At 42.2% G+C, this 23,483-nt stretch carries 21 protein-coding genes; 11 read left to right on the top strand and 10 right to left on the bottom strand.

Features of this window, described 5'->3' with window-relative positions; all coding sequences use genetic code 11:
• From G7092_RS29765 to G7092_RS29750, 4 genes are all read left to right on the top strand, one after another.
• Entirely contained in the window at positions 1-1,608 is a 1,608-nt protein-coding gene (locus G7092_RS29765; RefSeq protein WP_166095935.1) for a SusD/RagB family nutrient-binding outer membrane lipoprotein, read from the top strand.
• Positions 1,609-1,682: 74 nt separating this feature from the next.
• Positions 1,683-2,780 carry an alkaline phosphatase family protein gene (locus tag G7092_RS29760; protein WP_166095933.1) on the top strand — a complete coding sequence of 366 codons (1,098 nt, stop codon included), beginning with the start codon at positions 1,683-1,685 and terminating at the stop codon, positions 2,778-2,780.
• A 21-nt stretch (positions 2,781-2,801) separates the two neighbouring features.
• Complete coding sequence (locus tag G7092_RS29755; RefSeq protein ID WP_166095930.1) at positions 2,802-3,620, top strand: glycerophosphodiester phosphodiesterase family protein; 819 nt, start codon at positions 2,802-2,804, stop codon at positions 3,618-3,620.
• Positions 3,621-3,696: 76 nt separating this feature from the next.
• Positions 3,697-4,545: a metallophosphoesterase family protein gene (locus G7092_RS29750; protein ID WP_166095927.1), complete on the top strand. Its 849-nt coding sequence runs from the start codon at positions 3,697-3,699 to the stop codon at positions 4,543-4,545.
• A gap of 43 nt (positions 4,546-4,588) precedes the next feature.
• Here G7092_RS29750 and G7092_RS29745 read toward each other — a convergent pair whose 3' ends face one another.
• From G7092_RS29745 to G7092_RS29720, 6 genes are all read right to left on the bottom strand, one after another.
• Entirely contained in the window at positions 4,589-5,554 is a 966-nt protein-coding gene (locus G7092_RS29745) for a Gfo/Idh/MocA family protein (protein ID WP_166095925.1), read from the bottom strand.
• A gap of 127 nt (positions 5,555-5,681) precedes the next feature.
• The gene (locus G7092_RS29740) at positions 5,682-6,740 is read right to left on the bottom strand and encodes a hypothetical protein (RefSeq protein ID WP_166095923.1); all 1,059 of its coding nucleotides are present in this window, start codon (positions 6,738-6,740) and stop codon (positions 5,682-5,684) included.
• Positions 6,741-6,812: 72 nt separating this feature from the next.
• A complete protein-coding gene (locus tag G7092_RS29735; RefSeq protein ID WP_166095921.1) occupies positions 6,813-8,396 on the bottom strand; it encodes an N-acyl-D-amino-acid deacylase family protein in 1,584 nt (527 codons plus the stop codon).
• Between the two features lie 8 nt (positions 8,397-8,404).
• Positions 8,405-9,292: a class I SAM-dependent methyltransferase gene (locus tag G7092_RS29730; RefSeq protein ID WP_166095919.1), complete on the bottom strand. Its 888-nt coding sequence runs from the start codon at positions 9,290-9,292 to the stop codon at positions 8,405-8,407.
• A gap of 195 nt (positions 9,293-9,487) precedes the next feature.
• On the bottom strand, positions 9,488-10,240 hold the full coding sequence (locus G7092_RS29725; RefSeq protein ID WP_166095916.1) for an ABC transporter ATP-binding protein: 753 nt from the start codon (positions 10,238-10,240) through the stop codon (positions 9,488-9,490).
• Positions 10,237-10,968 (bottom strand): MlaE family ABC transporter permease, encoded by a 732-nt coding sequence (locus G7092_RS29720; protein WP_166095914.1) that lies wholly within the window; start codon positions 10,966-10,968, stop codon positions 10,237-10,239. The genes G7092_RS29725 and G7092_RS29720 overlap by 4 nt, the downstream gene beginning before the upstream one ends.
• A 217-nt stretch (positions 10,969-11,185) precedes the next feature.
• Here G7092_RS29720 and G7092_RS29715 point away from each other — a divergent pair, with 217 nt between their 5' ends.
• The 4 genes from G7092_RS29715 (at position 11,186) to G7092_RS29700 (ending at position 15,221) form a co-directional block, all read left to right on the top strand.
• Positions 11,186-11,890, top strand: coding sequence for an SDR family oxidoreductase (locus G7092_RS29715; protein ID WP_166095912.1), 705 nt, complete (start codon positions 11,186-11,188; stop codon positions 11,888-11,890).
• A 308-nt stretch (positions 11,891-12,198) separates the two neighbouring features.
• Entirely contained in the window at positions 12,199-12,801 is a 603-nt protein-coding gene (locus G7092_RS29710; RefSeq protein ID WP_166095910.1) for a PspC domain-containing protein, read from the top strand.
• An 81-nt stretch (positions 12,802-12,882) separates the two neighbouring features.
• Positions 12,883-13,890 (top strand): toast rack family protein, encoded by a 1,008-nt coding sequence (locus G7092_RS29705; RefSeq protein WP_166095908.1) that lies wholly within the window; start codon positions 12,883-12,885, stop codon positions 13,888-13,890.
• Between the two features lie 626 nt (positions 13,891-14,516).
• Positions 14,517-15,221, top strand: coding sequence for a carboxypeptidase-like regulatory domain-containing protein (locus G7092_RS29700; RefSeq protein WP_166095905.1), 705 nt, complete (start codon positions 14,517-14,519; stop codon positions 15,219-15,221).
• A gap of 78 nt (positions 15,222-15,299) precedes the next feature.
• Here G7092_RS29700 and G7092_RS29695 read toward each other — a convergent pair whose 3' ends face one another.
• Positions 15,300-15,923, bottom strand: coding sequence for an NUDIX hydrolase (locus G7092_RS29695; RefSeq protein WP_166095903.1), 624 nt, complete (start codon positions 15,921-15,923; stop codon positions 15,300-15,302).
• Between the two features lie 210 nt (positions 15,924-16,133).
• Positions 16,134-16,865 (bottom strand): hypothetical protein, encoded by a 732-nt coding sequence (locus G7092_RS29690; RefSeq protein ID WP_166095900.1) that lies wholly within the window; start codon positions 16,863-16,865, stop codon positions 16,134-16,136.
• Between the two features lie 132 nt (positions 16,866-16,997).
• Between G7092_RS29690 and G7092_RS29685 the strand changes: the two genes are divergently transcribed.
• The 3 genes from G7092_RS29685 to G7092_RS29675 all read left to right on the top strand — a co-directional run bounded on the left by G7092_RS29685 (position 16,998) and on the right by G7092_RS29675 (position 19,565).
• Positions 16,998-18,257, top strand: coding sequence for a prephenate dehydrogenase (locus G7092_RS29685; protein ID WP_166095898.1), 1,260 nt, complete (start codon positions 16,998-17,000; stop codon positions 18,255-18,257).
• Positions 18,258-18,681: 424 nt separating this feature from the next.
• Positions 18,682-19,164, top strand: a complete 483-nt coding sequence (locus G7092_RS29680) for a hypothetical protein (protein WP_166095896.1) — start codon at positions 18,682-18,684, stop codon at positions 19,162-19,164.
• Between the two features lie 5 nt (positions 19,165-19,169).
• The gene (locus G7092_RS29675; RefSeq protein ID WP_166095893.1) at positions 19,170-19,565 is read left to right on the top strand and encodes a hypothetical protein; all 396 of its coding nucleotides are present in this window, start codon (positions 19,170-19,172) and stop codon (positions 19,563-19,565) included.
• Between the two features lie 141 nt (positions 19,566-19,706).
• Here the strand turns inward: G7092_RS29675 and G7092_RS29670 are convergent, their stop codons facing one another.
• Together G7092_RS29670 and G7092_RS29665 are read right to left on the bottom strand one after the other, a co-directional pair.
• The gene (locus tag G7092_RS29670; RefSeq protein ID WP_166095891.1) at positions 19,707-21,014 is read right to left on the bottom strand and encodes a DUF3472 domain-containing protein; all 1,308 of its coding nucleotides are present in this window, start codon (positions 21,012-21,014) and stop codon (positions 19,707-19,709) included.
• Positions 21,015-21,675: 661 nt separating this feature from the next.
• Positions 21,676-23,082 (bottom strand): C45 family autoproteolytic acyltransferase/hydrolase, encoded by a 1,407-nt coding sequence (locus G7092_RS29665; protein WP_166095889.1) that lies wholly within the window; start codon positions 23,080-23,082, stop codon positions 21,676-21,678.
• Between the last annotated feature and the right edge of the window lie 401 nt (positions 23,083-23,483).

Below are 23,483 nucleotides of genomic sequence, written 5' to 3'. Positions count from 1 at the left end.
ATGAAAAAGATATTTATCAATTATTTATTGCCGGTATTTATGGTATTGGCAGTAACGGGCTGTAAAAAGAGCTTTGAAGATTTGACCAAGAATAACAACGTACCGAGTACAGTACCCGCATCGCTGTTATTTAACGGCATATTAAATCAAATGGCCGATTTGCCGCAAACCAGTAACGAAATATATTGCCAATACTATTTATATAACTATGATTATTATGGCAATAACCGTTATGATGGCTTTGCCAATGGAGGCGATAATTACTATAGCTCCCTTAAAAATGTGTTAGCTATGGAAGCACAGGCTACAGCAACCGGTGGTGCTGCGGTTAATCCTTACGAAGCATTAGGCAAATTTTTCAGAGCTTATTTTTTCAGCAAAATGAGTTTAGAGGAAGGCGATATTCCGATGACCGACGCATTAAAAGGCCTGGGTAATCTTACCCCAACTTATGATACTCAAAAAGCGGTAATGGTTCAGTCATTGGCCTGGTTAGAGAGCGCTAATGCTGATCTTACTCAATTGATCAATAATCCTGGTATTGCTGGTTCAGGTGTTGGTTCAACATTAACCAATGACATTTATTTTAATAATGATCTTTCCAAATGGCAAAAAACAGTTAATGCATTTCATATAAGATTGTTATTAGCTTTAAGTAAAAAAACAGCCGATATTGATGTTAAAGGACAGTTTGCCGCTATCGTGGGAAACCCTACCACATATCCGCTAATGGAAAATCTATCTGATAACCTGCAATATACCTTTGTTTCACCAAGTAATTATTATCCGCAAAACCCAAATAACTTTGGGCAAAATGGTTCAAGACAAAACATGTCGGCAACTTATGTTAGTTTGCTTACACAGTTTAAAGATCCAAGGGTATTTGTTACTGCAGAGCCTTCGCGTTACCTGGTTGATACGCTAAAACAAAGCCCAACTGATTTTGCTTCATTTGTTGGCGCTGATGCAGGTCTTGATCTTGGGGTGATGTATAATAATGCTACCCTGCAGCGTTACTCATTTTTGAACCGTAAACATTTCTACTCAACCTATACCGGTGAACCAAGCATTCAGATAGGTTATCCTGAACTGATGTTTAATATTGCCGAAGGTATTAACCTGGGTTGGGCATCAGGCGATGCTGAAGCTTATTATAAAAAAGGTATACAAGCTTCGTTTGATTCTTATAGCATACCAACTGGTACCGGTGCATTTACTGCCTATTTTTACCATCCAACAGCTACCTCCAAAGGGCCAACCGACGGAACCAGCTATAACACTTATCAGGTTAATGTAAATTGGGATACTTATTACGCACAACCTGCGGTTAAATACGCTGGCGGAGTAACAGGTCACAATCAAATATTACAGCAAAAATACCTGGCCTTGTTCCGTCATTCAGGTTTGGAGTCGTACTTTACTTATCGCCGTACAGGTGTGCCGACATTTACAGTAGGCCCAGGTACAGGTAACGGTACACGTATACCACTACGTTTTGAATATCCAACTTCAGAAAGAACGGTTAATGCAGTTAATTACAACAAAGCATTAAGCAGCCAATATGGTGGCAGCGACGATATCAACGCTACTATGTGGATATTGAAATAAACCATGAATATTAAATAATGAATAACAAAGGCCTTCCGGTATACCAGGAGGCCTTTGTTGAATAAATGAAAAAAATGAAAAAAATAATTTTATCATTATTACTTGCCGGCTCACTCTCTGCACTATTTGCTCAGCAACACAAAACCGAAAATGTGATCATTGTAACCATTGATGGTTTACGCTGGCAGGAGGTTTATCGCGGTGCCGATTCGGCCCTGATCAATTCAAACGAAACTAATGAGAAAGACGCTGTTCGTAAAAACTTTTGGAAAGCCAACACCAATGATCGCCGCAAATTGTTGATGCCGTTTTTTTGGTCGACTGTTGTACAGCAAGGCCAGCTATACGGGAACCGCGATATAGGCAGCAAGGATGAGGTAGCTAACCCATATCATTTTTCGTACCCGGGCTATAACGAAATATTTACCGGTTTCCCTGACCCAAGGATGAATACCAACGAGGCCATTACCAACCCGAATATGAATGTGCTGGAATTTTTAAACAAGCAAAAAGGCTTTCAGCATAAAGTTGCCGCTTTTTCGTCATGGGAGAGATTTACGCAGATATTGAATACCCCACGCTCGGGTATCCTGAATAATTCGGGTTACATGCCTGTGAACGTTCCGGGTATGAATGACCGTTTAAAACAGCTGAATGAGATGCTTGATGAGGTTCCACATTTTCTGGGCGACTCCACCCGTATTGACTTTTTAACTTTTGAATTTGCCAAAACCTACATGCAACAATATAAGCCACGTGCCTTGTATGTAGCTTTTGATGAACCAGACGACCTGGCACATGCCGGTAACTACAAGTTTTATCTGGATCGTATCCGTCAGGAGGATGATTATATAAAACAGTTGTGGCAATATGTACAATCAGATCCTGCATATAAAAACAAAACTACGCTGATCATCACCTGTGATCATGGCAGGGGGGACGTTCCTTTAACCAAATGGCGCGATCATGGTACAGAGACTCCTCATTCAGAACAAACCTGGTTTGCCGTTTTGGGCCCGGATACTCCAGCCGGTGGCGAAATGAAGTTACCCGCAACAACCTATCACAAACAATTGGCTCAAACCATAGCCAAATTGTTAGGATTTGATTTTAAAGCGTCGGCCGGCCATGAAGTTGGTGATGCTGTAGAGAGTGTTTTTGTTAAAAAATAATTCATCATCAACAAAAAATAAATGCGCTTAGTTATATTAACAACAGCATTATTGTCATTAGCGGTAAGTGATAACTGGCGGCCTAACCCGGCACCGGTTTCAAAACATAAATTCATCATTTCTGCACACCGGGGCGATCATGTGATCTATCCTGAAAATACATTAGCTGCTTATCAGGAAGCCATCAAAAATGAGGCAGATTATATAGAAATAGATTTGCGGACAACCAAAGATGGTGAATTGGTAAGCATGCATGATGGCAGCGTAAACCGGATGACCAATGGGCAAGGGCAGGTTAAAGACTTAACTCTGGCAGATTTAGAGCAGCTCCAGGTAAAAGGTAAGGATAGCACATCAGCAGTGATTTATCGCATTCCAACATTTAAGCAGATATTGCAATTGTGCAAAAACAAGATCAATATCTATCTTGATTTTAAAGCTGCCGATCCGGTATTGGCCTACCAAATGATCAAACAATATGGTATGGAAAAACAGGTATTGGTTTATATCAACAGCGCTCCTCAGTTTACCGGCTGGCGTAAAGCTGCCCCCAAAATGCCACTGATGCTGAGTTTGCCTGATAGCGTTAAAACTGTTGCAGGAATGAATGATTTTATCACGAAGTATCAGCCGGATATACTGGATGGCAGCTACAACCAGTATAATGCCGATATGATAAAACTGGCCGGAGAGAAACATATACCTGTTTGGCCGGATATTCAAAGCGCCGGCGAAGGCCCGGCAGATTGGGATAAGGCTCTGGCTGTAGGATTGTCCGGCTTGCAGACTGATCATCCCGCTGCGCTGGTGAAATATTTAAAAGGGAAGGGTTTGAGGTAGACTTGTGTAACTCTACTACCTCCAATCCTTAATTTTAACTTAATACCTACATTGTATTTTTACTAAAAAAACAAACATGAGTACCCGCAGAGATTTTATTGGTACCGGATTGACCGGTATAGCAGCTTTAACCTTACTGCCTGCTGTTAATACTTTTGCAAACGTTAATAACGAATATAACCGCCAAAATAAAGGCAGGCTTAAATTACGCTTTGTCCTGGCTTCTGATATCCATTACGGTCAACCCGATACCGATTATGCCTTGAGTACCGGAAATATGGTTAAGTGGATCAATGCCGATCATGCTAAAAATCATCTGGATATGGTAATTGTTAATGGCGATCTGGTGCATAACCGCCCCGACTTGTTGCCCGAGATAAAAAGCAAATATTTGGATAAGTTCAATATGCCATACCATACTATTCCGGGTAATCATGATTTTGCTGACGCTGCCATATGGCAAAAGAATTTTGGTTATGAAGATAAGTACACTGTAGAGTTTGGTGATATTGCTTTTGTATTGGCCAACACTGCCGATACAAAAGGCACTTATATTTGCCCGGATAATGTTTTTATCAAGGCTTCGTTAGAGAAATTCAAAGACAAGAAGATTGTGTTTGTGATACTGCATATCCCTCCATTTAAATGGCAAAAAGATGATGTTTTTGTGGATTGTCCCGAAACCATGGAGCTGCTTCACGGTTACCCGAATGTAAAGGCAATTTTTCATGGACATGACCATTTGCTTGATGGGGTACGTTACACGGGTAATAAGCTCCCACACTTTTTTGATTCGCATATTGGAGGTAACTGGGGTACCGATTATAAAGGGTATCGCATAGTAGAAGTTGACAATGAAAATGCTATTTATACCTACCAGGTAAATGCCAGCCAAAATCCGGTTTTGAATTCTAATAAATTGTAAAGCTTTTGTAGAGACGCATAATTGCGTCTCTAAAGCAAAAAAACTATTTCTCAGACGGGAATTTTAACCCGATCTGTGCACGGGCTCTGTCAATCAGGCTGATCATTTGTTTAGACATTTGGTGGCTGATGACAGGGCTTTCTGTTTTACCCGCTTTGATCAGATCACAAAAGTGAGCTATTTCGTAATTAAGACCACCTGCGGTAAAAGGCTCATGTAGTTCAATAATCCGGCCATCCAGGTAATCAATAGTAGCTTGGGCGGGGTTCCACCAGTTTTTGTGGATGGTAATATGGCCTAGCGGCCCGGCAATCAGCGTGTCGCCTTTGCCATGCAGATCAAACCCGGCGTATAGTTGCGAATATCCACCCGCGTGCTGCGTTTGAAATATAGTGAACATATCTATGCCGGTGCTGCCAAAGCGGCCCATGGCTTGTACATCCTGCAATTCACCCAACCAATCTATCGCCAAAAAAGCTTCATATACGCCTATCTGCATCAAGCCACCACCAGCAAGCTCCAGGTTGAAATTAGGATGATCAGCAGAAAGATCAGCGACTGATGATCCTGCGCGAACATAACCCGCGGGGCCAATAGGATCGAGGGTAAGATGCTCTTTTAAGCGCAGGTATAAAGGATAGAAGGCAGGTTTCATGCCTTCCATGAAAAGTAAGTCGCAATCTTTTGCTACAGCAAGTACCTGTTCAAGTTCGGCCAGGTTAACGGTGACCGGCTTTTCGCAAAGCACATGTTTGCCTGCTTTTAATGCAGCTATGCTGTAAACTGCATGACTATCAGGTAATGTGGCAATATAAACCGCGTCGATATCGCTGGCCAGTAATTCATCAATATTGGTGCAGGCAATACCCCCGTATTGTTCTGTGAAAGCATTAACCGAGGATTGGGTTCTTGACCAGGAAGCCATCAGTTTTGTATCCGGTACTTCCCGAAGTCCCTGCATAAACCGGTGTGCAATACGCCCGCAACCTATTATTCCCCATTTAATCATAGTCTATTGGTGAGTGGTGAATAATGAGTTGTAAATATTCTTAAATTGAAAAGTGGTGAGCGGTGAGTTTTCAGTCGCATTATATGCACCCTTTAAACTCACCGTTCACCACTCTCAATTCACTACCTTATTGGTACTGAATGTAAATAGGATATGGTTTGTATCTTGATAAAACTTCCTCAGGTGTTAACATGTGGTGAGGAGCTTTTTTGATATCGTTTTTGTAAAACAACTTAAAGCCTGTAAACTGTACCGGTTCCTGGTTAATAAAGTAACGGTAAGTTCCGGTTTTAAGATCAGGTTCGCCCCAGCCGTCCATATCCATCACCAACTGAACTTCTTTGTGCAGTTTAATGTTTTTATAGTTGGTAACCATTTTTTTAGTGAAGCGGTGCACTACCAGGATTTTTGGAGGAAGATTGTACTTTTTAACCAGGTTAGCCAAATAGCCAGATACATAGTTTACATCCTCGGCATCATAGGTGCCAATTTTTCTACCCGGATGGGTACCGTCTTTCATAGAAAACTCTGGATCCATACCGAAGTGAACTTGTGGCATAGCCAGGTATTTTTCAAGTAAAGGTAATTCTGCGTGTATGTTGCTTAAAGCTACCTGCACATCTAAAAACACAATGGCGTGTGCTTTTTTGGCTAATGATAAAACACTGTCTATTTGTTTAAACGGCATGCGGTAACGGAATTTACCGTCTTTACCACCGTCGCCTTGTGCTACTACGGCAATATAGTGAAGGGCTGGTTGTACGGGTGTTTTTGGATCGGCCTTTTCCCAGTGTTTTACTTCGCTTTTTAATTTGGCCAGCATTTCGTTAGGAGGTAATTCGCCAAGGATCCCCATTTTTTTAGAGTAAAGGTTACCATAAAAAGCTACCACACGTTTAAATGGTAAAATAGCCCCGTTTAAAGGATAAGGCGTGTTTTTAACGGGCCATCTGCCGGTGGTATCGCCATGGGCATTGAATTTTAACAGCGAGTCATACAGCTTTTTATCCAAAGGAGGATAGCTTGACTTTAACACGCTTAGCGTGTCTGCCGCTTCGCCTTTGGCCGAATCTGCCTTGGTTGTTGGTTTAGCGCCCGGCTTGCTGGTACTGCCGCTTTGTTTGCAATTGGTTAGCAGGGTAATTGTTAATAAAAGCGCCGAGGCGTAAAGGAAAAAATGTTTCATTATTTATAAAGGTGAGATTTTTGCGTTTTTGATGTGCCGAGTTTTAAACTCTTTTAACTGGTTAATTATTAATTATTTCTGTTGATATCCGGGACCGTGCAAAATAACACCTTTTCTGGTGCCTGTGTGCTTAAAATTATCAACAGTTATATTTCCATTCACTAAAACATACTTAAAACCAGTTGAATAGGCGTGGGGATGTTCAAACGTTGATTGGTCTTTGACCGTACCGGCGTCAAAGATAACAATATCTGCAAACATACCGGGCTGTAGTAGTCCCCGATTGGTTAAATGGAATTTTTGCGCAGGTAAAGAGGTCATTTTACGTATAGCATCTTCCAATCGGATTACATTTTTTTCGCGTACGTAATAGGCTAGTACCCGGGCATTGCTGCCGTAACCGCGCGGATGTGGTACGCCCGAACCAAATAAGCGGATACCCGAATCGGACGCCACCATGGTGAGCGGGTAACGAAGTATATTTTCCACATCGGCTTCATTCAAACCGTGAAATACCATGGAGGCACTGCCAATTTTAGTGATATCTAAAATGGTTTCAATTTCATCAGGTATAGTTGAGGGGCGGCCTTTGGCGATATTGATCTGCATAATATTTTTGCCGTTGATAGATGGATCTCCGTCGCAATGGGCAACCACCGCGTAATCAAAATGTTCACGGGTACGCCTTTTCATATCCGTTATCATTTCGGCAACCACCTTTTGATGTATCAGCGGACTATTCAGCCTTTTTAATATCGAATCGTGGCCGCCATCCTGCAGCCAATCGGGCAGTAATACATTCAGTGTGGTGCTGCTGGCCGTGTATGGATATTGATCGACAGTAACATCCAAACCTTCCTGGCGTGCTTTTTCGACCATGGCTATCATTTCGTTGGAGCGGTTCCAGTTGGGTAAGCCTACTTTAAAATGCGAGATCTCTAAGGGCATATTGGCTTGCCGGCCAATATCAATGGCTTCGGCAATGGCATCAAATATTTTGTCCGATTCATTGCGCATGTGCGAAGTATACACCCCGTGATATTTGGCCGCCGCTTTTGCCAGGGCTACAACTTCGGGTGTTTTGGAATATAAACCGGGTGTGTAAATTAAACCGGTAGAAAAACCAACAGCACCATCCCGCATGGCTTGTTCTACAATCGCTTGCATTTTTTGTAGTTGTGCATCGTTAGGTGTTATGGCGCGTTTGCCTAAAACGGCTTCGCGTACATCATTATGCCCTATCAATGTGGCTACATTGACCGATAATTTCAGGTGATCTAAAAACTGAAAATACTTTTTAATATCAATATTGGAAGTACCGCAATTCCCCGTGATCACGGTAGTTACGCCATCATATATAAAATTATCGGCAGTAGGGGTTTTCTTTTCGTCGCCTTCAATATGGGTATGTACATCAATAAAACCAGGGGCAATGATGAGGCCGGTAGCATCGATGGTTTTGTCTGCCTTACTTTTGGATAGATCGCCTATACTCACGATCTTATCTTTAACAATACCTACATCCCCATAAAACCAGGGATTACCGGCGCCGTCAATTATTTTCCCGTTTTTAAGGATGATGTCAAAATGCTGCTGTGCAAAACAACCTGTGGATATCAATATCAGGTATATCGTGTACAGCAGTTTTTTGATCATAAGCCGAGCTAAGAACGTGTTTTAAAGAATTTCCCAAAAACCCCGAGTGGTAGTTTCGATCCGGCTGTGGCCTGTAAGTAGAGTTCGCCGATTTCCAGATTCTGCACTTTGGGGAACGCGCTTTTGATGAGGTTTTCGATAATTACAGATGAAAAGCCTAAGGAGTAGGTGTTCAGAATCAGGAAATGCTCTTCGGGGTCGAGTAGTTGTATCACATCGGCCATCATCTCGTTGATGTTATCTTCCAGTTTCCATTTTTCGCCGTTGGGGCCATTGCCATATGCCGGAGGATCCAGAATGATACCATTATATTTTTTGCCGCGTTTTAGTTCGCGTTTTACAAATTTTAAAGCATCCTCAACCACCCAGCGGATATTGTTCAAGCCCGAGATCTCCTGGTTTTCATTTGCCCAGGTAACCACTTGTTTAATGGAATCCACGTGTGTGGTATCAGCACCGGCTGCCTGCGCAATTAAGGATGCACCGCCTGTATAGGCAAACAAGTTAAGCACTTTAGGTTGCGGTGTTTTAAACTTTTTGATGTTTTGGGTGATATAATCCCAGTTTACTGCTTGCTCAGGAAAAATACCCAGGTGTTTAAAGGAGGTTAAACCCAAACGGAATTTGATAGCTGCATCTTTATTTTTGTATTCGATATGCCAGCGATCGGGTGTTTTGGGGTCTTTCTTGATCCAATCGCCCGCAGTTGCCGAGCGGCCTTTAAATTTGATGTTGTGTAAGCGCTGCCATTCAGAAGCGGGCAGTTGTTTGCTCCAAACCGCCTGTGGTTCGGGGCGTATCAGTACAATATTCCCAAAGCGTTCCAGCTTTTCAAAATCGCCGCAATCAATCAGCTCGTAATCTTTCCAGTGCGTTGGGGTTAATAGTTGGATCATTTCTTTAGAAGTATCAAGTAGTTAGTATCAAGTATCAAGACTAACTGCGCCTATGATACGGCTGCAAATTTAATATTCTTTTTAGTATCGAGTATCAAGTATCTTATAACAAGGCCTGAAGCAACGCCATTCCAGACAGCTGTACATCGTAGACATCAAACAAAATGGCTTGATACTAACTACTTGATACTAAATCTACAGTTTCGCCTTAGCTGCCTGCATGAATTTACTGGCGAATACAAAATCGTTCAGTTCCTGGTTATCAGTGTGGGCTATCTCTTTGTTGCTGCCTTCCCACCACTTTTTGCCCTGATGTAAAAATATGATGTGATCACCTATCCCCATTACCGAGTTCATATCGTGGGTAACAATCACTGTTGTTATTTCATATTCCTCAGTCAGTTCGTTGATCAGTTCATCTATCAGGATGGATGTTTTAGGATCGAGGCCCGAGTTGGGTTCGTCCACAAACAAATATTTGGGTTGCATGGAGATGGCACGTGCAATACCCACACGTTTTTTCATCCCGCCCGAAAGCTCAGATGGATATAGTTTGTTTTTGCCGGTCAGATTAACCCTTTCGAGGCAAAAATTGGCTCGATCGAGTTTCTCCGCCTTGGTTTGATTGGTGAAAAGGTTAAGCGGGAACATGATGTTCTCTTCCACCGTCATGGAGTCAAACAGGGCCGAGTTTTGAAAAAGCATCCCTATTTTTGTACGGATAGGTACGCGTTGTTCAAAATCCATATCGGTAAAGTTCTCGCCGTCAAATATCACATCGCCTTTGGTAGGGTCATGCAAGCCAACGATACACTTTAGCAAGGTAGTTTTTCCCGATCCGGAACCACCGATGATGAGATTGTTTTTACCTGGTTTGAAATTTGCACTTATACCTTTTAGTACTTCGTTATCGCCAAATGTTTTGTAGATGTCTTTAATTTCGATCATAGTAGCAGGCGTGAAATAATGAGATCCACAAATAATATCATGATACAGCTCCAAACAACGCCGCGGGTGGCCGACTGACCAACTTCAAGCGAGCCGCCATCGGTATAAAAACCCTGGTAGGAGCAGATGGATGTAATAATAAATCCGAAAAATATAGCTTTAACGGCACACACGGTAACAATAAGCGGATTAAAACCATCAGTTAAACCGGTCACATAATCGGCAGTGGATACATCATTTGATGCGGCACAGGCAATGTAACCACCAGCTAAACCTAAAATTACCGATACAATAACCAGTAATGGAATCATGGATATACCGGCTATGATTTTGGGTGATATCAAATAGCCCGGCGCGTTTACACCCATAATCTCCAGGGCATCTATCTGTTCGGTTACCCTCATGGTGCCAATTTGTGAGGCCATGCTGGAACCTACACGCCCTGCTAATACCAGTGCCGAGATAGTCGGACTAAATTCCAGGATGGTCGAATCGCGGGTGATACCACCAACAATTGTTTTTGGGATAAAATCACTTACCAACTGGAACGCGGTTTGGATGGTAGCCACCGCGCCAATAAATACCGAAATGATAGCGATAATACCCAGTGAGCCTATACCCACCGAAACCATTTCACGCATCACCTCGCTCCAATAAACACTAAACTTTTCGGGCTTCCTGAAACTTAAACGCAGCAGAAGAATGTATTTTCCTAAACTATGGAACATTTGTTTTTATAAAAATCGGTTAAAAATACGTTTTTTACCATTAAGCTTTACCGCTTGTGCCCACGGAATTAAATTTAAATATGCAATTTAATGAGCTATCAACTATTCCTTACGTAAATTCGGCCCTTAAAGCTTCAATCCTAATCAAAAAAATTAGCCTCGTGCATTAGGGGTTATTTTAAAAAGAACAATTATTTAAACACACATTATTATCGTCATGAAGAACGCTCTTATCACCGGTTCAACAAAAGGCATGGGCCGCGCTATTTCTATTTCATTTGCTAATGAAGGATTAAACGTGGCAATTTGTTCTCGCAATGAGCAAGAATTATTAAAATTTAAAGATGAACTGCAATCCATCAACCCATCTATCAAAGTTTTTGCACAGGTTGCTGATGGTAGTAAAAAGAACGAATTGCTAAAATTTGCCGCAGGTGCACAACAAGAGCTGGGATTTATTGATGTGGTGGTAAACAGTCTGGGTATGTTTGCACCAGGCAGTATCCTTGACGAAAGCGAAAGTGACTTTGAAAAACAATTAAATACCAACCTGATGCCTACCTATGAGTTATACCGTTATTTTGGTAAAGCGATGATAGCAGCGCGCACAGGTCACTTTTTTAATATATGTTCTGTAGCCTCGTTAAATCCTTTCCCGCAGGCCGGTACGTATGGCGTAACAAAATATGCCCTGCTTGGCCTCACCAAAGTAATGCGGTTGGAGATGCAGGAGCATGGTGTAAAAGTAACCGCGATAATTCCCGGATCAACACTAACTGATTCATGGAAAGATGCAGTGGTTGATAAAGATACGATGGTATTACCTGAGGATATCGCATCGGCCATTATTAATATATACCGAATGAGCCACGGCGCTAACGTTGATGAAATGATCATTAAACCAGCACCGGGTCAGTTGTAAGTTTTAGTTAGTAGTTCATGGTTCATGGATCATAGTTGAAGGGGGCTATAGCTCTTGGTTCATGATTTTTTGCGCATAGATAAACGTTAACTGTTTTTCCATAATCTATTTCCATGAACTATGATCCATGAACTGTCCCCCCATGAACCATGATCTATGAACCATCAACTATCAACTACCGATCAACTAATTTCATCGGCATTTTTGGGTGCTTTACCGAGAGTTTGATCACTTTCACCTAATAGTATTACGGTAAAACATTTGTTGTTTGCACATTTGAATTATAAAATCACTATTATTAATACATTATGGAAAAGAAACTTTATCGCGATGAACGCCGAAAGGTCATAGGCGGTGTTTGCGCGGGTTTGGCAGAATACTTTGATATCGATATAGCTATAATACGTGCCTTGTTTCTGCTCACCTTTATATTCATGGGCACTGGTTTAATGGTTTACGTTGTTTTATGGATAGTTCTGCCCAAAAAATATCAGCAATACTTTAATCCAGGCGTTGATTACCGTGTACCTCCGCAGGATGATCCATATAATCCTTTTGCCGCAGGCGTACCACCACAACAGGATATGCCGTTTGGTGTACCTCCTAAAAAGGGGGGATCATCAACTCCGGCACTTGTTATTGGTGTCGTTTTAATATTCATAGGCGCATCGTTCCTGCTGCATGAATTACATTTATTCAGGTTTTGGCATTTTGGTAAATTATGGCCGGTGGTTTTGGTAGGAGCTGGTTTAGCTTTGATGGCATCGGGCAATAAAAGGAAACCCTGGGAAGAAGATTATAACCCCACCAATGCCGGAACCCAGGAAGAGGTAAAAGATGATACCTTAAATAAAGGTGATCAAGCCGCCCCGGAAAGTGACAACTTAAAAGATAATCCACCAACTGTATAACATGATTTGACTATTTAGCCGCGAGGATTAAAGATCAATGCGGTTGATAGCAGCTTTTCATCACTATAAAAGAATATTGAAATGAGAAACGATAGATTAGTTCCGGGTGCTATCCTGGTTTGTATAGGAGCCATATTCCTGCTCAACAACTTTGGGTACATAGATTTTCACTGGATGAATATCATCCATCTTTGGCCTATATTTTTAATTATGGGTGGTGTTAACCTGGTGTTTGCAGGTAACCGCTCAGCATGGGCCACTATATTAAAATTGGGGGTAGTTATCTTGGGCTTTGGATTACTGATATTTGGGCACTTTGACCGTTACAGCTTCTGGCCAGGTCGTTATAATTTTCATTATAATGATAGAAACAATGACAGTAGTGACAATGATGATGACGATGATGACAGCGACAGCACAGGTGTAGGGCATGGTGTTGTGAAGGTATCTGGCAGTAGTGTTTTTAATAAAGACTATACAGCCGATGCTAAATTGGCCCGCCTTAATATCAGCGGGGGAGGTACTACCTATACTTTAAATGATACCACTAATCAGCTGTTCAAAGCCGAAACCAAAGAGTTTTATGGTAGCAAATATGAGTTTACCTCCAGCAAAGACGATTCGATGTATGTAGTAAACCTACATTTGCGGAACGACAAAGGATGGCACATTGATAGCGATGAGGATAAAGACAAAGCCAACAAGGCCGATATAAAATTAAACCCTAACCCAGTGTGGGAAATTAATGTAGAAACCGGTGCCACAAAACTTAACTTCGACCTTAGTAAATTCAAAATAAAAAACTTAACTTTAAAGGGAGGCGCCGCATCATTTGATGTAAAGCTGGGCAACCCATTGGCAACTACCAATGTTGAGGTATCAACCGGGGTGTCAGAAGTAATTATCAGTGTGCCGAAGGGCGCAGCTTGCAGCATCCGCACTAATTCGGGGCTGTCATCAAGTGATTTTGATGGTTTTGATAAAAAGGACGATAACCGGTACGAAACCCCTGGTTTTGATGCCGCTAAAAGCAAAATATACATCCACATGACTGGTGGTGTATCTGATTTCAAAGTAAGGAGGTATTAATTACCCAACCGATACCGGGACAGTATATCTACAATAAATTTTACGAGCCGCTTCATGACCATCATGAAGCGGCTTTTTTATATACCCTTAAAAGTGGGTTTACATGGTTTACACTTTTTAGGGTTAACATTGATTTATATTATTGATAATAAGGTTATTAAATTAATTTGGTGTCAAAAAGTGGGTTTACATGTAAACCCACTTTTTGAGAGTAAAAGGGCCCTGAGATGACAGATATCTATTTGTAGCTTAAAACTCCCTCCCCTGGGATAGTAATAGCCGATCAATAGACATTTGCCAAAAAAGGCTGTCATGCTGAGCACCGTCGAAGCATGGTGGGCAGGCCTCTGCGCTCTACCCTTCGACGGTGCTCAGGGTGACAGCCCCCTTTTTGTGATATTATTGACGTACTATGTCTAATCATGGGCTATTACCCTCGCCAGGGAGGGAATCACACATATCCCATGCTTTTTTTGTATCGGATAAACGAGCGATGGCTTAAAGCGAATTTCGGTCAACCTGAACTCACTATTTTGTCATTAATTGTTAAAACATGCCTAAAAGTGTTAAATCCAAAACCATTATTGGAAAAAATAGGTTTAATTTACAGCTTAATTGATCTACATATGAAACCTAAATACTTTATAATATTTTCAGCCCTTTTTATTGCGGGTACCGTGAACGCTCAAAGTGTTTTGAAAGGCACTGTTTATGAAGCCGGTAAAAACAACCGGATGCCAAATGTTTTCATAAGGGACGATAATAACAAAAGACAAATAACCATTACCGATGATAAAGGTAATTTCGAAATAAATACCGAAACGGGTCATACCCTGATATTTGATTCGCCAGGTTATATATCCGATACTTTGTATGTAACCAATCATGCTCCAAAAAGAGTAGAGATGGTGACCAAAACAATCAGCCTGCACCAGGTTAATGTTACCTCAACCCGGCAATCGTTTGATGCGCATAAAGAATATCCGGAGGTTTATACCCGCAGTAAGGTGTATCCGCTGTCGCCATCATCCTGGTTTAGTAAGGATGCCCGTGATGCACGCCGCCTGAAAAAATACTTTAAGCATGAAGAGGAAGAACGTCATGTTGACGAAGTATTCAATGTTACTTATGTAGAAAGCCTGGTGCCATTACGCGGCCAGGATCTGGAAAATTTTATGACCCTGTATCGCCCAACTTACGCCTTTCTGAAAAACAACAATGGCGAATCGCTTACAGTATATATAAACGACTCTTATAAGAAATTTATGGCCTTGCCTGCAGATAAACGCTCATTGCCAAGTTTACCCAATACCGGTAAAACGCTGCAGTAAGCAGTATGCAGACTTACGAAGTTTTTAAAACTTCGTAAGTCTTATTCCATGCCAGGCAGCTTTCAGTTGATAAAAATATCAATCTACGTAAACAGTCATATTGCCCGATACGATGTTTTGGTATAATAGCTCTATCTGGCTTTTAAGTATACGATCTTCCGATAGTTCAGGCAGTTGGTCAATGTCAAAATATTGTACATCGAGTACATCAAATCCTTTATTGAGAGTAGATGACAGGGCTTTGCAATAGAAAACCATCTTATATACATAGAATGGCTGGGGCGGATGAGGATGCATTTTTTTGTCAAATACGGCCAGCAATCTTTCAGGTATAATATCGAGTCCGGTTTCTTCCTGGAATTCTTTAATGATCACTTCTTTCGGGCTGTAGCCTATATCGCCCCAACCACCGGGTAACGACCATTTACCGTCGGTGCTTTCGCGGGCCAGCAGTATTTTATTATCAGGAGAGAGCAGGATACCTCTCACATCAACTTTAGCTGTAGGATAATCAGTAGCTTGCGGAAAATGTATATTGATGGTTTCTTCTCCATAACCCGAAACCTGATCGAGCATCTGCGTACTAATGTGCCGTAATTCGGTGTACCGCTCTATATCATACTCGTTTTTGGCGTAAAGCAAGCCTGTATCGGCAACAGATCTTAACTGGGTAATGAGGGATAAAAGGGTGTTGTTATTCATTAGAGCAATTTGATACTAATTGTCATACTGAGCGCAGCGAAGTATCTATTCTGCATCTATCTCGCCTAACGATAAATAGATCCTTCGTTTCTCAGGATGACAAAATAAAAGGTTAAGATGAATTATTAAATCCGAAACGTCGAAGACCTCTTGAACACCATTAAAAACAAGTAATGGTGAAAAATCGAACATCCGGATTCCGAAATAAGACTATCCCCGGCCTAACAATTCATCCAGCTTATTGCGTTCTGTTTGTAGTTCACGGGCCAGTTTCTTTTCTTTTTCGTTAGCTTTTGATTTGTAGGTTTTGTACTCCTCATCAAGCTCTTCATATAGTTTTATACGGTATTTGGCCTCGCGGCTATGCGCACCCGAGCGGGCAATAACAATAGTAGCAATAACACCAAAGGCAATAACCAAACCCCACATTAATAAATTATAAGAAGATTTAGTGAGCGAGATGCCCAGCAGGCTTATTTCATCGCGCTTGGCGTTTGATTCAGAAAGTGTCTGGTCTTTGGTGGTTACATCAGTTTTAAGACTGTTGATGTCTTTAGTTTGTGCGGCAAGTTTTGATTGAGCCTCGGCCAGTTTACGTCTTTCGATATTCAGGGTATCGCGCATGTTTTTCCAAAGAGCCGATGCCAGTGGCTCCTGATAATGATATAGTTTACTGATCAGATATTTATACTGACCGTTAAGTGATTTGTCTTTTTCCAATGCCGAATCGGCTGCAGTTGCTTTTGGCTGAGCATATCTGTAGGCCGAAGGATTAGCAGGCACTGCAGGTTTTACACCGGCCGGTTTTGCAAAGGCCGGCTTCGGTACAACAGGCTTTGGTACGCTTGTTTTTTTAAGGGAATCCTGGGCGAATCCCGGGTTAATATGGCTTAAAAAAACGACGATTAAAACACAGATACTAAATAAAAAATGCTTGCTCATTAGATGTAAAATTAGAAATCCTATGTTAACAAATTAGGATATTTATTTTTTTTATTGTGATATCCTGAAGGTTTGTAGGGGCTAATGTAAGGTTTCATACGTAATTTTGCTACTCATGGTTATATTAGCGGCATGAATATAGGTATTATTGGTTTAGGCGACATGGGACGCTTATATGCCAAAGCTTTTGCAAAAGCGGGCTACACAGTTTGTGGATGCGATTTACCCGAAAATCGCGACAGATTGGAAGCTGAACTGGCGCCATATAAAATAAACATAATGGATAGCGGTAAAGATGTGGCACGTACCAACGACCTGATCATTTACTCGGTTGAGGCCGATAAGATGGAGCAGGTTGTGGCAGAGTGCGGTCCGCTAACCAAGTATGGGGCTATTGTGGCCGGCCAAACATCTGTGAAGCATCCGGAGATAGCTCTTTTTGAAAAATACCTGCCTGCCGATGTGCAGATAATTACCTTTCATGGTATGCATGGCCCCGGATTTGAACCGGCAGGTCAAACATTGATCCTGATACCACACCGTACCACACCGGAGGCTTACCAACGGATGTATGATCTTTTTAATGCCATCGGCAGTCAGATTGTGGAAATTACAGACTACCACGAGCATGATAAAATTGTAGCCGATACGCAGGCTGTAACACATGTAGGCTTTGAAAGCATGGGTACCGCATGGAAATCAGCTGGGTTCTTTCCCTGGGAAAACGCCTCCTATATAGGCGGGATCGACAATGTAAAAATACTCACTACTCTGCGCATATTTAGTTATAAAGCCCACGTATACGCCGGATTAGCCATTTTAAACCCTTACGCCAAGCAGCAGGTTAAACGTTATGCCGAGTCTGAATCGGAGCTGTTTAAGTTGATGATCAAGGAAGAAGCTCAAGCTTTCAGAGATCGATTGTACCGCGCCCGCGACTTTGTTTTTCATGAAAGCCGCAAGCCTATCATGCTGAATGATACCGTGATGAAGGAATTTTCCCTATCCCAAAAGCCCGAGCAGCAGAAACCAAACTCACATTTAAGTATATTGAGTATGGTTGATGCCTGGTACCACCTGGGTGTAAACCCTTATGACAATCTTATTTGCCAAACCCCACCTTTCCGCCTGCGTTTGGGTATTGCCGAATACCTGTTCAAGAACGAAGAATTACTGGAAGAATCTATCGAAACGGCCTTATACGATAAAACTATCCGCGGCGACGATCTGGAATTTCACTCGGCGGTACGGGAGTGGTCGTCCATCATAGGTTATGGTGATATGGAAGGCTATAAAAAGCATTTTAACGATGTGCAATCCTTTTTTGTCGGCCGGCTGGAAGAAGGCAAAAAGCAAAGTGCCGAACTCATCAGAAGATTGATGATGGAGTAAACATAAAAACTTTTTAAAGTTTTATTTTAACACTTTTCGACGCAAAAACAGGGTGAAAACCGCTCAGAAATTGCTCAAAATTCATTCAAAACCATCTGTTTTAACATTTTTTAACAAATTTTAGATGTGTTTTGAAAGGTTTAAAAAGTATTAATTTTCTGATTGTCAAATAACTACTAAGAAATCGGTCGGTTTTTGGCCTTGTTTGCTCTTAACTAAACAGCCCGGTTTTTCTGATGCATCAGAAAAACCGGGCTGTTTTATACAAATATACGCAATATCCGGCGCAATACCTTTTTACAAAATCTATTCCCCGGCATATATTTCTATAAAATAAATTATCCGCCTGTAGCGTATGGATAGATAGACTACGTAATGTTATATAATCCTAATATATAATACCTCTATCATAACCAATTTTTTTATGAAAAACCTGTGCCGTTACGTCGTCGGTTTATTTGTTTTATTGACCGTCGTGTCCTGTTCAAAGAATAAGGCAAAAGTCATTTGCCCTCCTGTGCCACTTATATTGCCAGTGCAGGCTATTAAATTTCAATTGGTTGATAAAACCAGCGGGAAAGATCTCTTTTTCTCACAGAATCCCCCGTATGCTTTAACGGATATTAAAATTGTATTCAGAAACAGTACGGGTCAATTAGATTCTATTTCTCCACCGCTGAAAGAAGACCTGCCCACCGGATCGCATTTTGTTTATGTTGTTTCTAATCCCATGAGGCCGGATACCTGTTATATTAAAATAAAAAGTCTGAAAACAGATACCCTGATCAGCATATTTGCTACTACTACAACGCCATGTAGTACCACTTCCTATTTAGATAAGGTACAGATAAACAAGAATGCGCCTGTTGCTTACGCTACTGGTAACGTCATCGTCATCAAAAAATAAAGCTGATGAAGGGCGAGAAATTTTCGGCTTTGGTTAATTACCTGCAGGAGGTTCCTGCTGTTAATGTTTTTGGCAGCGGTATATTTGAAAACGGCTTGTGGTGGATTAAGTTTAACATCGACATTAAACACAGCTATGCCTGGCAGGTGGTACAGGAAATTGGCCATGTGGTTAACTATGTATCCCTGGAGGAGCGGCTGCCTACCGTGTTTTACCCTGTTTCGCCGCCCCCTTATATCAACGGCGGACCGGATGAATTTCTTTCCTGGATCATTGAAAGTGAAGATGCCGATTTTACGCCCGATGATCTGAAAGATTGGCTTTTTGGCCGCTTACCCCAACCCGTTAACGATTTGAAATCCTGGAGTACCAGTAACGAAGAGGACTGGAAAGAGGTTTAGTTGAAAGCTGAAAACAGAAGGCTCAAAGCTTAAGGCTGACTTTTATGTAAGATAAAGGCCACGCTGCAAAACAGCGCGGCCTTTATCTTATTAAATGAATGTCCCTTCAGAGCTTCTTGCGGAGGTCCCTGAGGTTACAAACTATGGTAATGTGGTAAAATTGATGCTTGGTGGCGTGCCCGTTGCTGTGCGGGTAAATGTTTGATTAAGTGTTACGTAATTAGCAAAGAACCCCCCATTTTGTAAATAGAAGCTGCTGCCGGAAAGACCACCGCCATAATCCATTCTTTGCTGGTTGTTGGCAGTAGCGTCGCCATCAAAATAAGCGCTGGTTAATTCGGTCCAGGTTCCGGTTGAGCTCATTACCCATTGGTTCCCAAAATTTCCTTTACGGCCCAGGTAACCGTTGGTATCTGTAAAGTTCTCTACAAAAGAGTACAGACCGGTTAGGTAAGTATTGGTAGATGGCCTTAACCACGATGTAATGAATTTCCACGAGCCAACCTCGGGCGCATAAAACCAGGATGAAAAGGTAGTATTGCCCGATGCATCGGGCACGGCTTCGGTTAAAAATTTATAGGTAGTACCGGCAACCCAGTTATAATCAAGGTAAGCCTGGCCGCCTTCGCCTTCACCACTAAAGGTTTGTACTACAACACCGGTACCCGCCCTGGTGCTGGTTGTGGTACCGCCGGTGGGGTTCCATACCGAAAATAAGATGCGGCGCTCTGATGAGGAATTTACCTGCATGCCAAAATATCCCTGGCTAAAGCCATTGGCCATAAAATAAGAACCAACCGGATCCTGACCAACAGGTACAGTAACTTCATTATAAAACCATTGTGAATTGGCCGGGGCGGTATAGCCTAAGTGAACCGAAGGTCCTCTGCGCGACCAGTAGAAGTTGGTAGAATCATTGGCATACTGCACATTGGAGGCAACCACAGGTCCGCTGATGATGAGGTCGGATACATCGGCATAATAGCCGCCGGTTTTGCTCACCCCCTGAAAATCTACTTTTACATAACCCGGACTTGTAATATTTACCGTACCTACATTATAGGTGGTAAAGGCCGAGCCTGTCATAGATACGTTAAAGGGTACCCCGTTAACAGTAAGTTTAATGACGCTGCTGCCCGATGCAACTTTGGCTTTTACCTGTACGGTTAAGGAGCCAGTGTTGCCTAAACGGAAATAGGCCGAGAAAATACTGTTAGGGTTAGTCCAGTTAGCTAATGTGGTAGAGGTTACGGTTTCCACACCGCCCGAGGCCAGGGTAGTAACGAAAGCATTACCGCCCATAGAAACCCGGAGCGATGTGCCGCCAAGCGATTGTGTTTTAGCGCCGGTGGCTCCGTTGGCGGCTAAATTCTTTTGTGCATCCTTTTTACAGGAAAATAATACAAGCAGCATCAGGCACACCAGGTAGTGTAATTGGTTTTTTTTCATAATGTAAAGGTTTGTTAAAATTTTGTCGGTTAATTTTAACTTAAATTATGAAATGGGTAGTTAATCAACTATTTAAAGGTTACGCAAACGTTTGTTAAAAATTTAACCGGTAGGTAATTTTATATGATGATATACGGTATCGGCAGAATAATATTTTACAAGCAGGTACATCGCTTAAAACGGTGCTAAAACGTATTTCAATAAAGCCATGTAGGTATCCGGAGCAGGAATGATCGATAATCGAATAATTTTCAAATACTTAGGTGATGGCTGAGTAATGTCAGTCTTCGTGATTTTGTCCATAAAGTTTTATAAAATCTCGTTTCCGGAAGTAAATCACAACACAAACGTTTGAAATTGTATTTCAGATGGTTATCGGATATTTTCTTTCGTTAAATGGTCACTTTTTTTATAGTATCAGCAGAGACATGTCATTTCGAACGAGGTACGAGGAGAAATCTTCTTCTGTTGACAGAGCCTCATTGTATGTCGCAGAAGATTTCTCCGCCGTCGCTCGGCTCCAGCCGAGTGACGGATATCACCCGGCCTCCGGCCGATGTTGAAAACGGAAGCCTTAAACTCGCAGGCCAGAGGCCTGCAAATAGTTGTCACTCGGCTGGAGCCGAGCGACTGCGGGAGTATGTCTCAGCGTGACAGTCGCTTACTTTGCCGCAAACAATGTCCATGGGTAAGCTTTCATATCCCGCAGATATTTGGCCTGGTAATTATATTCGGGATGTTGTTTAAAGAAAGGAGCAGCCAGGAAGTCCGTTCCTCCAGGGTGACCCATGTGTGCCCATAACTGCATTTTGCCGGCCAGGGCAGCAGTAGTTACTTTACCCTGTACCGCGCCCATCGGGAAGTAGGGGCCTTCGCTCCACTCGGGACAGCCTTTAGGGTCCTGATCTATGTGACCGTCTATAATACAGCGATTATAGGCATTTTTACTTTGCAGGGCGTCAAAGGTATCGCCCTCAATAGTCTTGCCTGTTTCGGCATCGAGCTTGCCTTTATAATCCAGGCATACCAGTTTTTCCATCCGCAGCTTGCGGGCATTTGGCGAAGTGGTTTTGTCGTTCACATCAAAAGTGGTTTCTGTTTTGATGAGCGCCGGATCACTCGGAAAATTGGAGCCGATCATCGCTGTATCTTTCGATCGCCATACTTTTACCGTTTTTAAGCCGAGTTCGAGTTTAGCTACCTCGTTGGTTTTGGTATCGCCGATGAGCCAGTCGTTGGCATAGCCGCCATTATTATCCGTACTCATAATCCTGATCACGTCATCAATATTTTTGCTGTATTGCGCGGCTTTGCGGGCGCGTACAAACTCGGGTGTGCGTGTGGTATCAAATCCCTTAAAGCCGGTAATGGTGGTTTCGGTAATGAGTATGCCGTTGCTGGTGATCACAAAGTCATCGCCGCTGTGAATATAGCCCGGCGCACAGTCCATTAATATATGGTTGCCTTTTTCGGGTACCACATCGGCTATCACGTTCCAGCGTTCTCCTATAATATAGTCGGTCCAGTTATTATGACCAATCACAATCTTACCATCTTTAGTATACCGGCCGGTAGCGATGAAGGCGCTGCAATTGCCGGGGGCTTTGTTATCGCCGCTGCCGGGTTTTATCTTGTTCATGAGGCCGGGTACATAATATTGAGCCAATTCAATGTTGGCGTTCAGGGCGGTAATGTCTAACGTATCATATTTAAGGCCGTGGGCTTGCAGGCCTTCGGCTATACCGCGTATTTCGTCCTGGTATTCCTTATCTATCTTTTTCCATAAAAACCTGGCCGACGCACTACGGTAAAAGGCCCAGTCTTTTTTACTGCTGTAGGGCAGGTAGTAGGCCATTACTTTAAGCATGGTATCTATCTCCTTATATAATAGGTATCCGTGCTGATAACCCATATTGGCCGGCGAGCCTTCCAGGTGCAGGTATATCCAACCGTTTTTATCGGCGCGGCTCGCTTTGTCTATACGATTATGTGGTTTGGATTCCGGTTTACAGCTAAAAAGGAGGGAGCTGAAGAGCGCGATAGCAATAATGGTGGTAAAAGCTTTCATGATCAGTATAGTTTTTAAGGAAAGCTCAATTTAACAAAAGAATGTTGAATTGCAGGAAGTTAGCGTGTTATTAGGCGGGAAAATGTTTTAAGGTGTTTTTCCTGAAAAGATTTTGGCTAAAGCCTTTTTAGTATTTGAATTTAACCGTTGGCTGAAGCCAAACGGCAATGAAACAATTTTTATGGCAAATAGTATCAATGGTTAACATTCATTCCCGTATCATTCAGGTTTAAATTAACGCACAAAATGTAAGCTAAACAGCATTCAGAAAGCAAGTTCATGGTTAGGAGACTCCGCTGGAGTCCAAATTTCTTTAATTTTATCTATAAACAGGAGGCCTCTCTGAGGCCGAATGACATTTCAGGTATACTGATTATGGAATAAAGCATTGCCGGCCCCAG

Origin of the sequence: Mucilaginibacter inviolabilis (assembly GCF_011089895.1) — a bacterium.
Taxonomy (GTDB): Bacteria; Bacteroidota; Bacteroidia; order Sphingobacteriales; family Sphingobacteriaceae; genus Mucilaginibacter; species Mucilaginibacter inviolabilis.
This window is presented reverse-complemented; position numbering and strand designations above follow the sequence as displayed.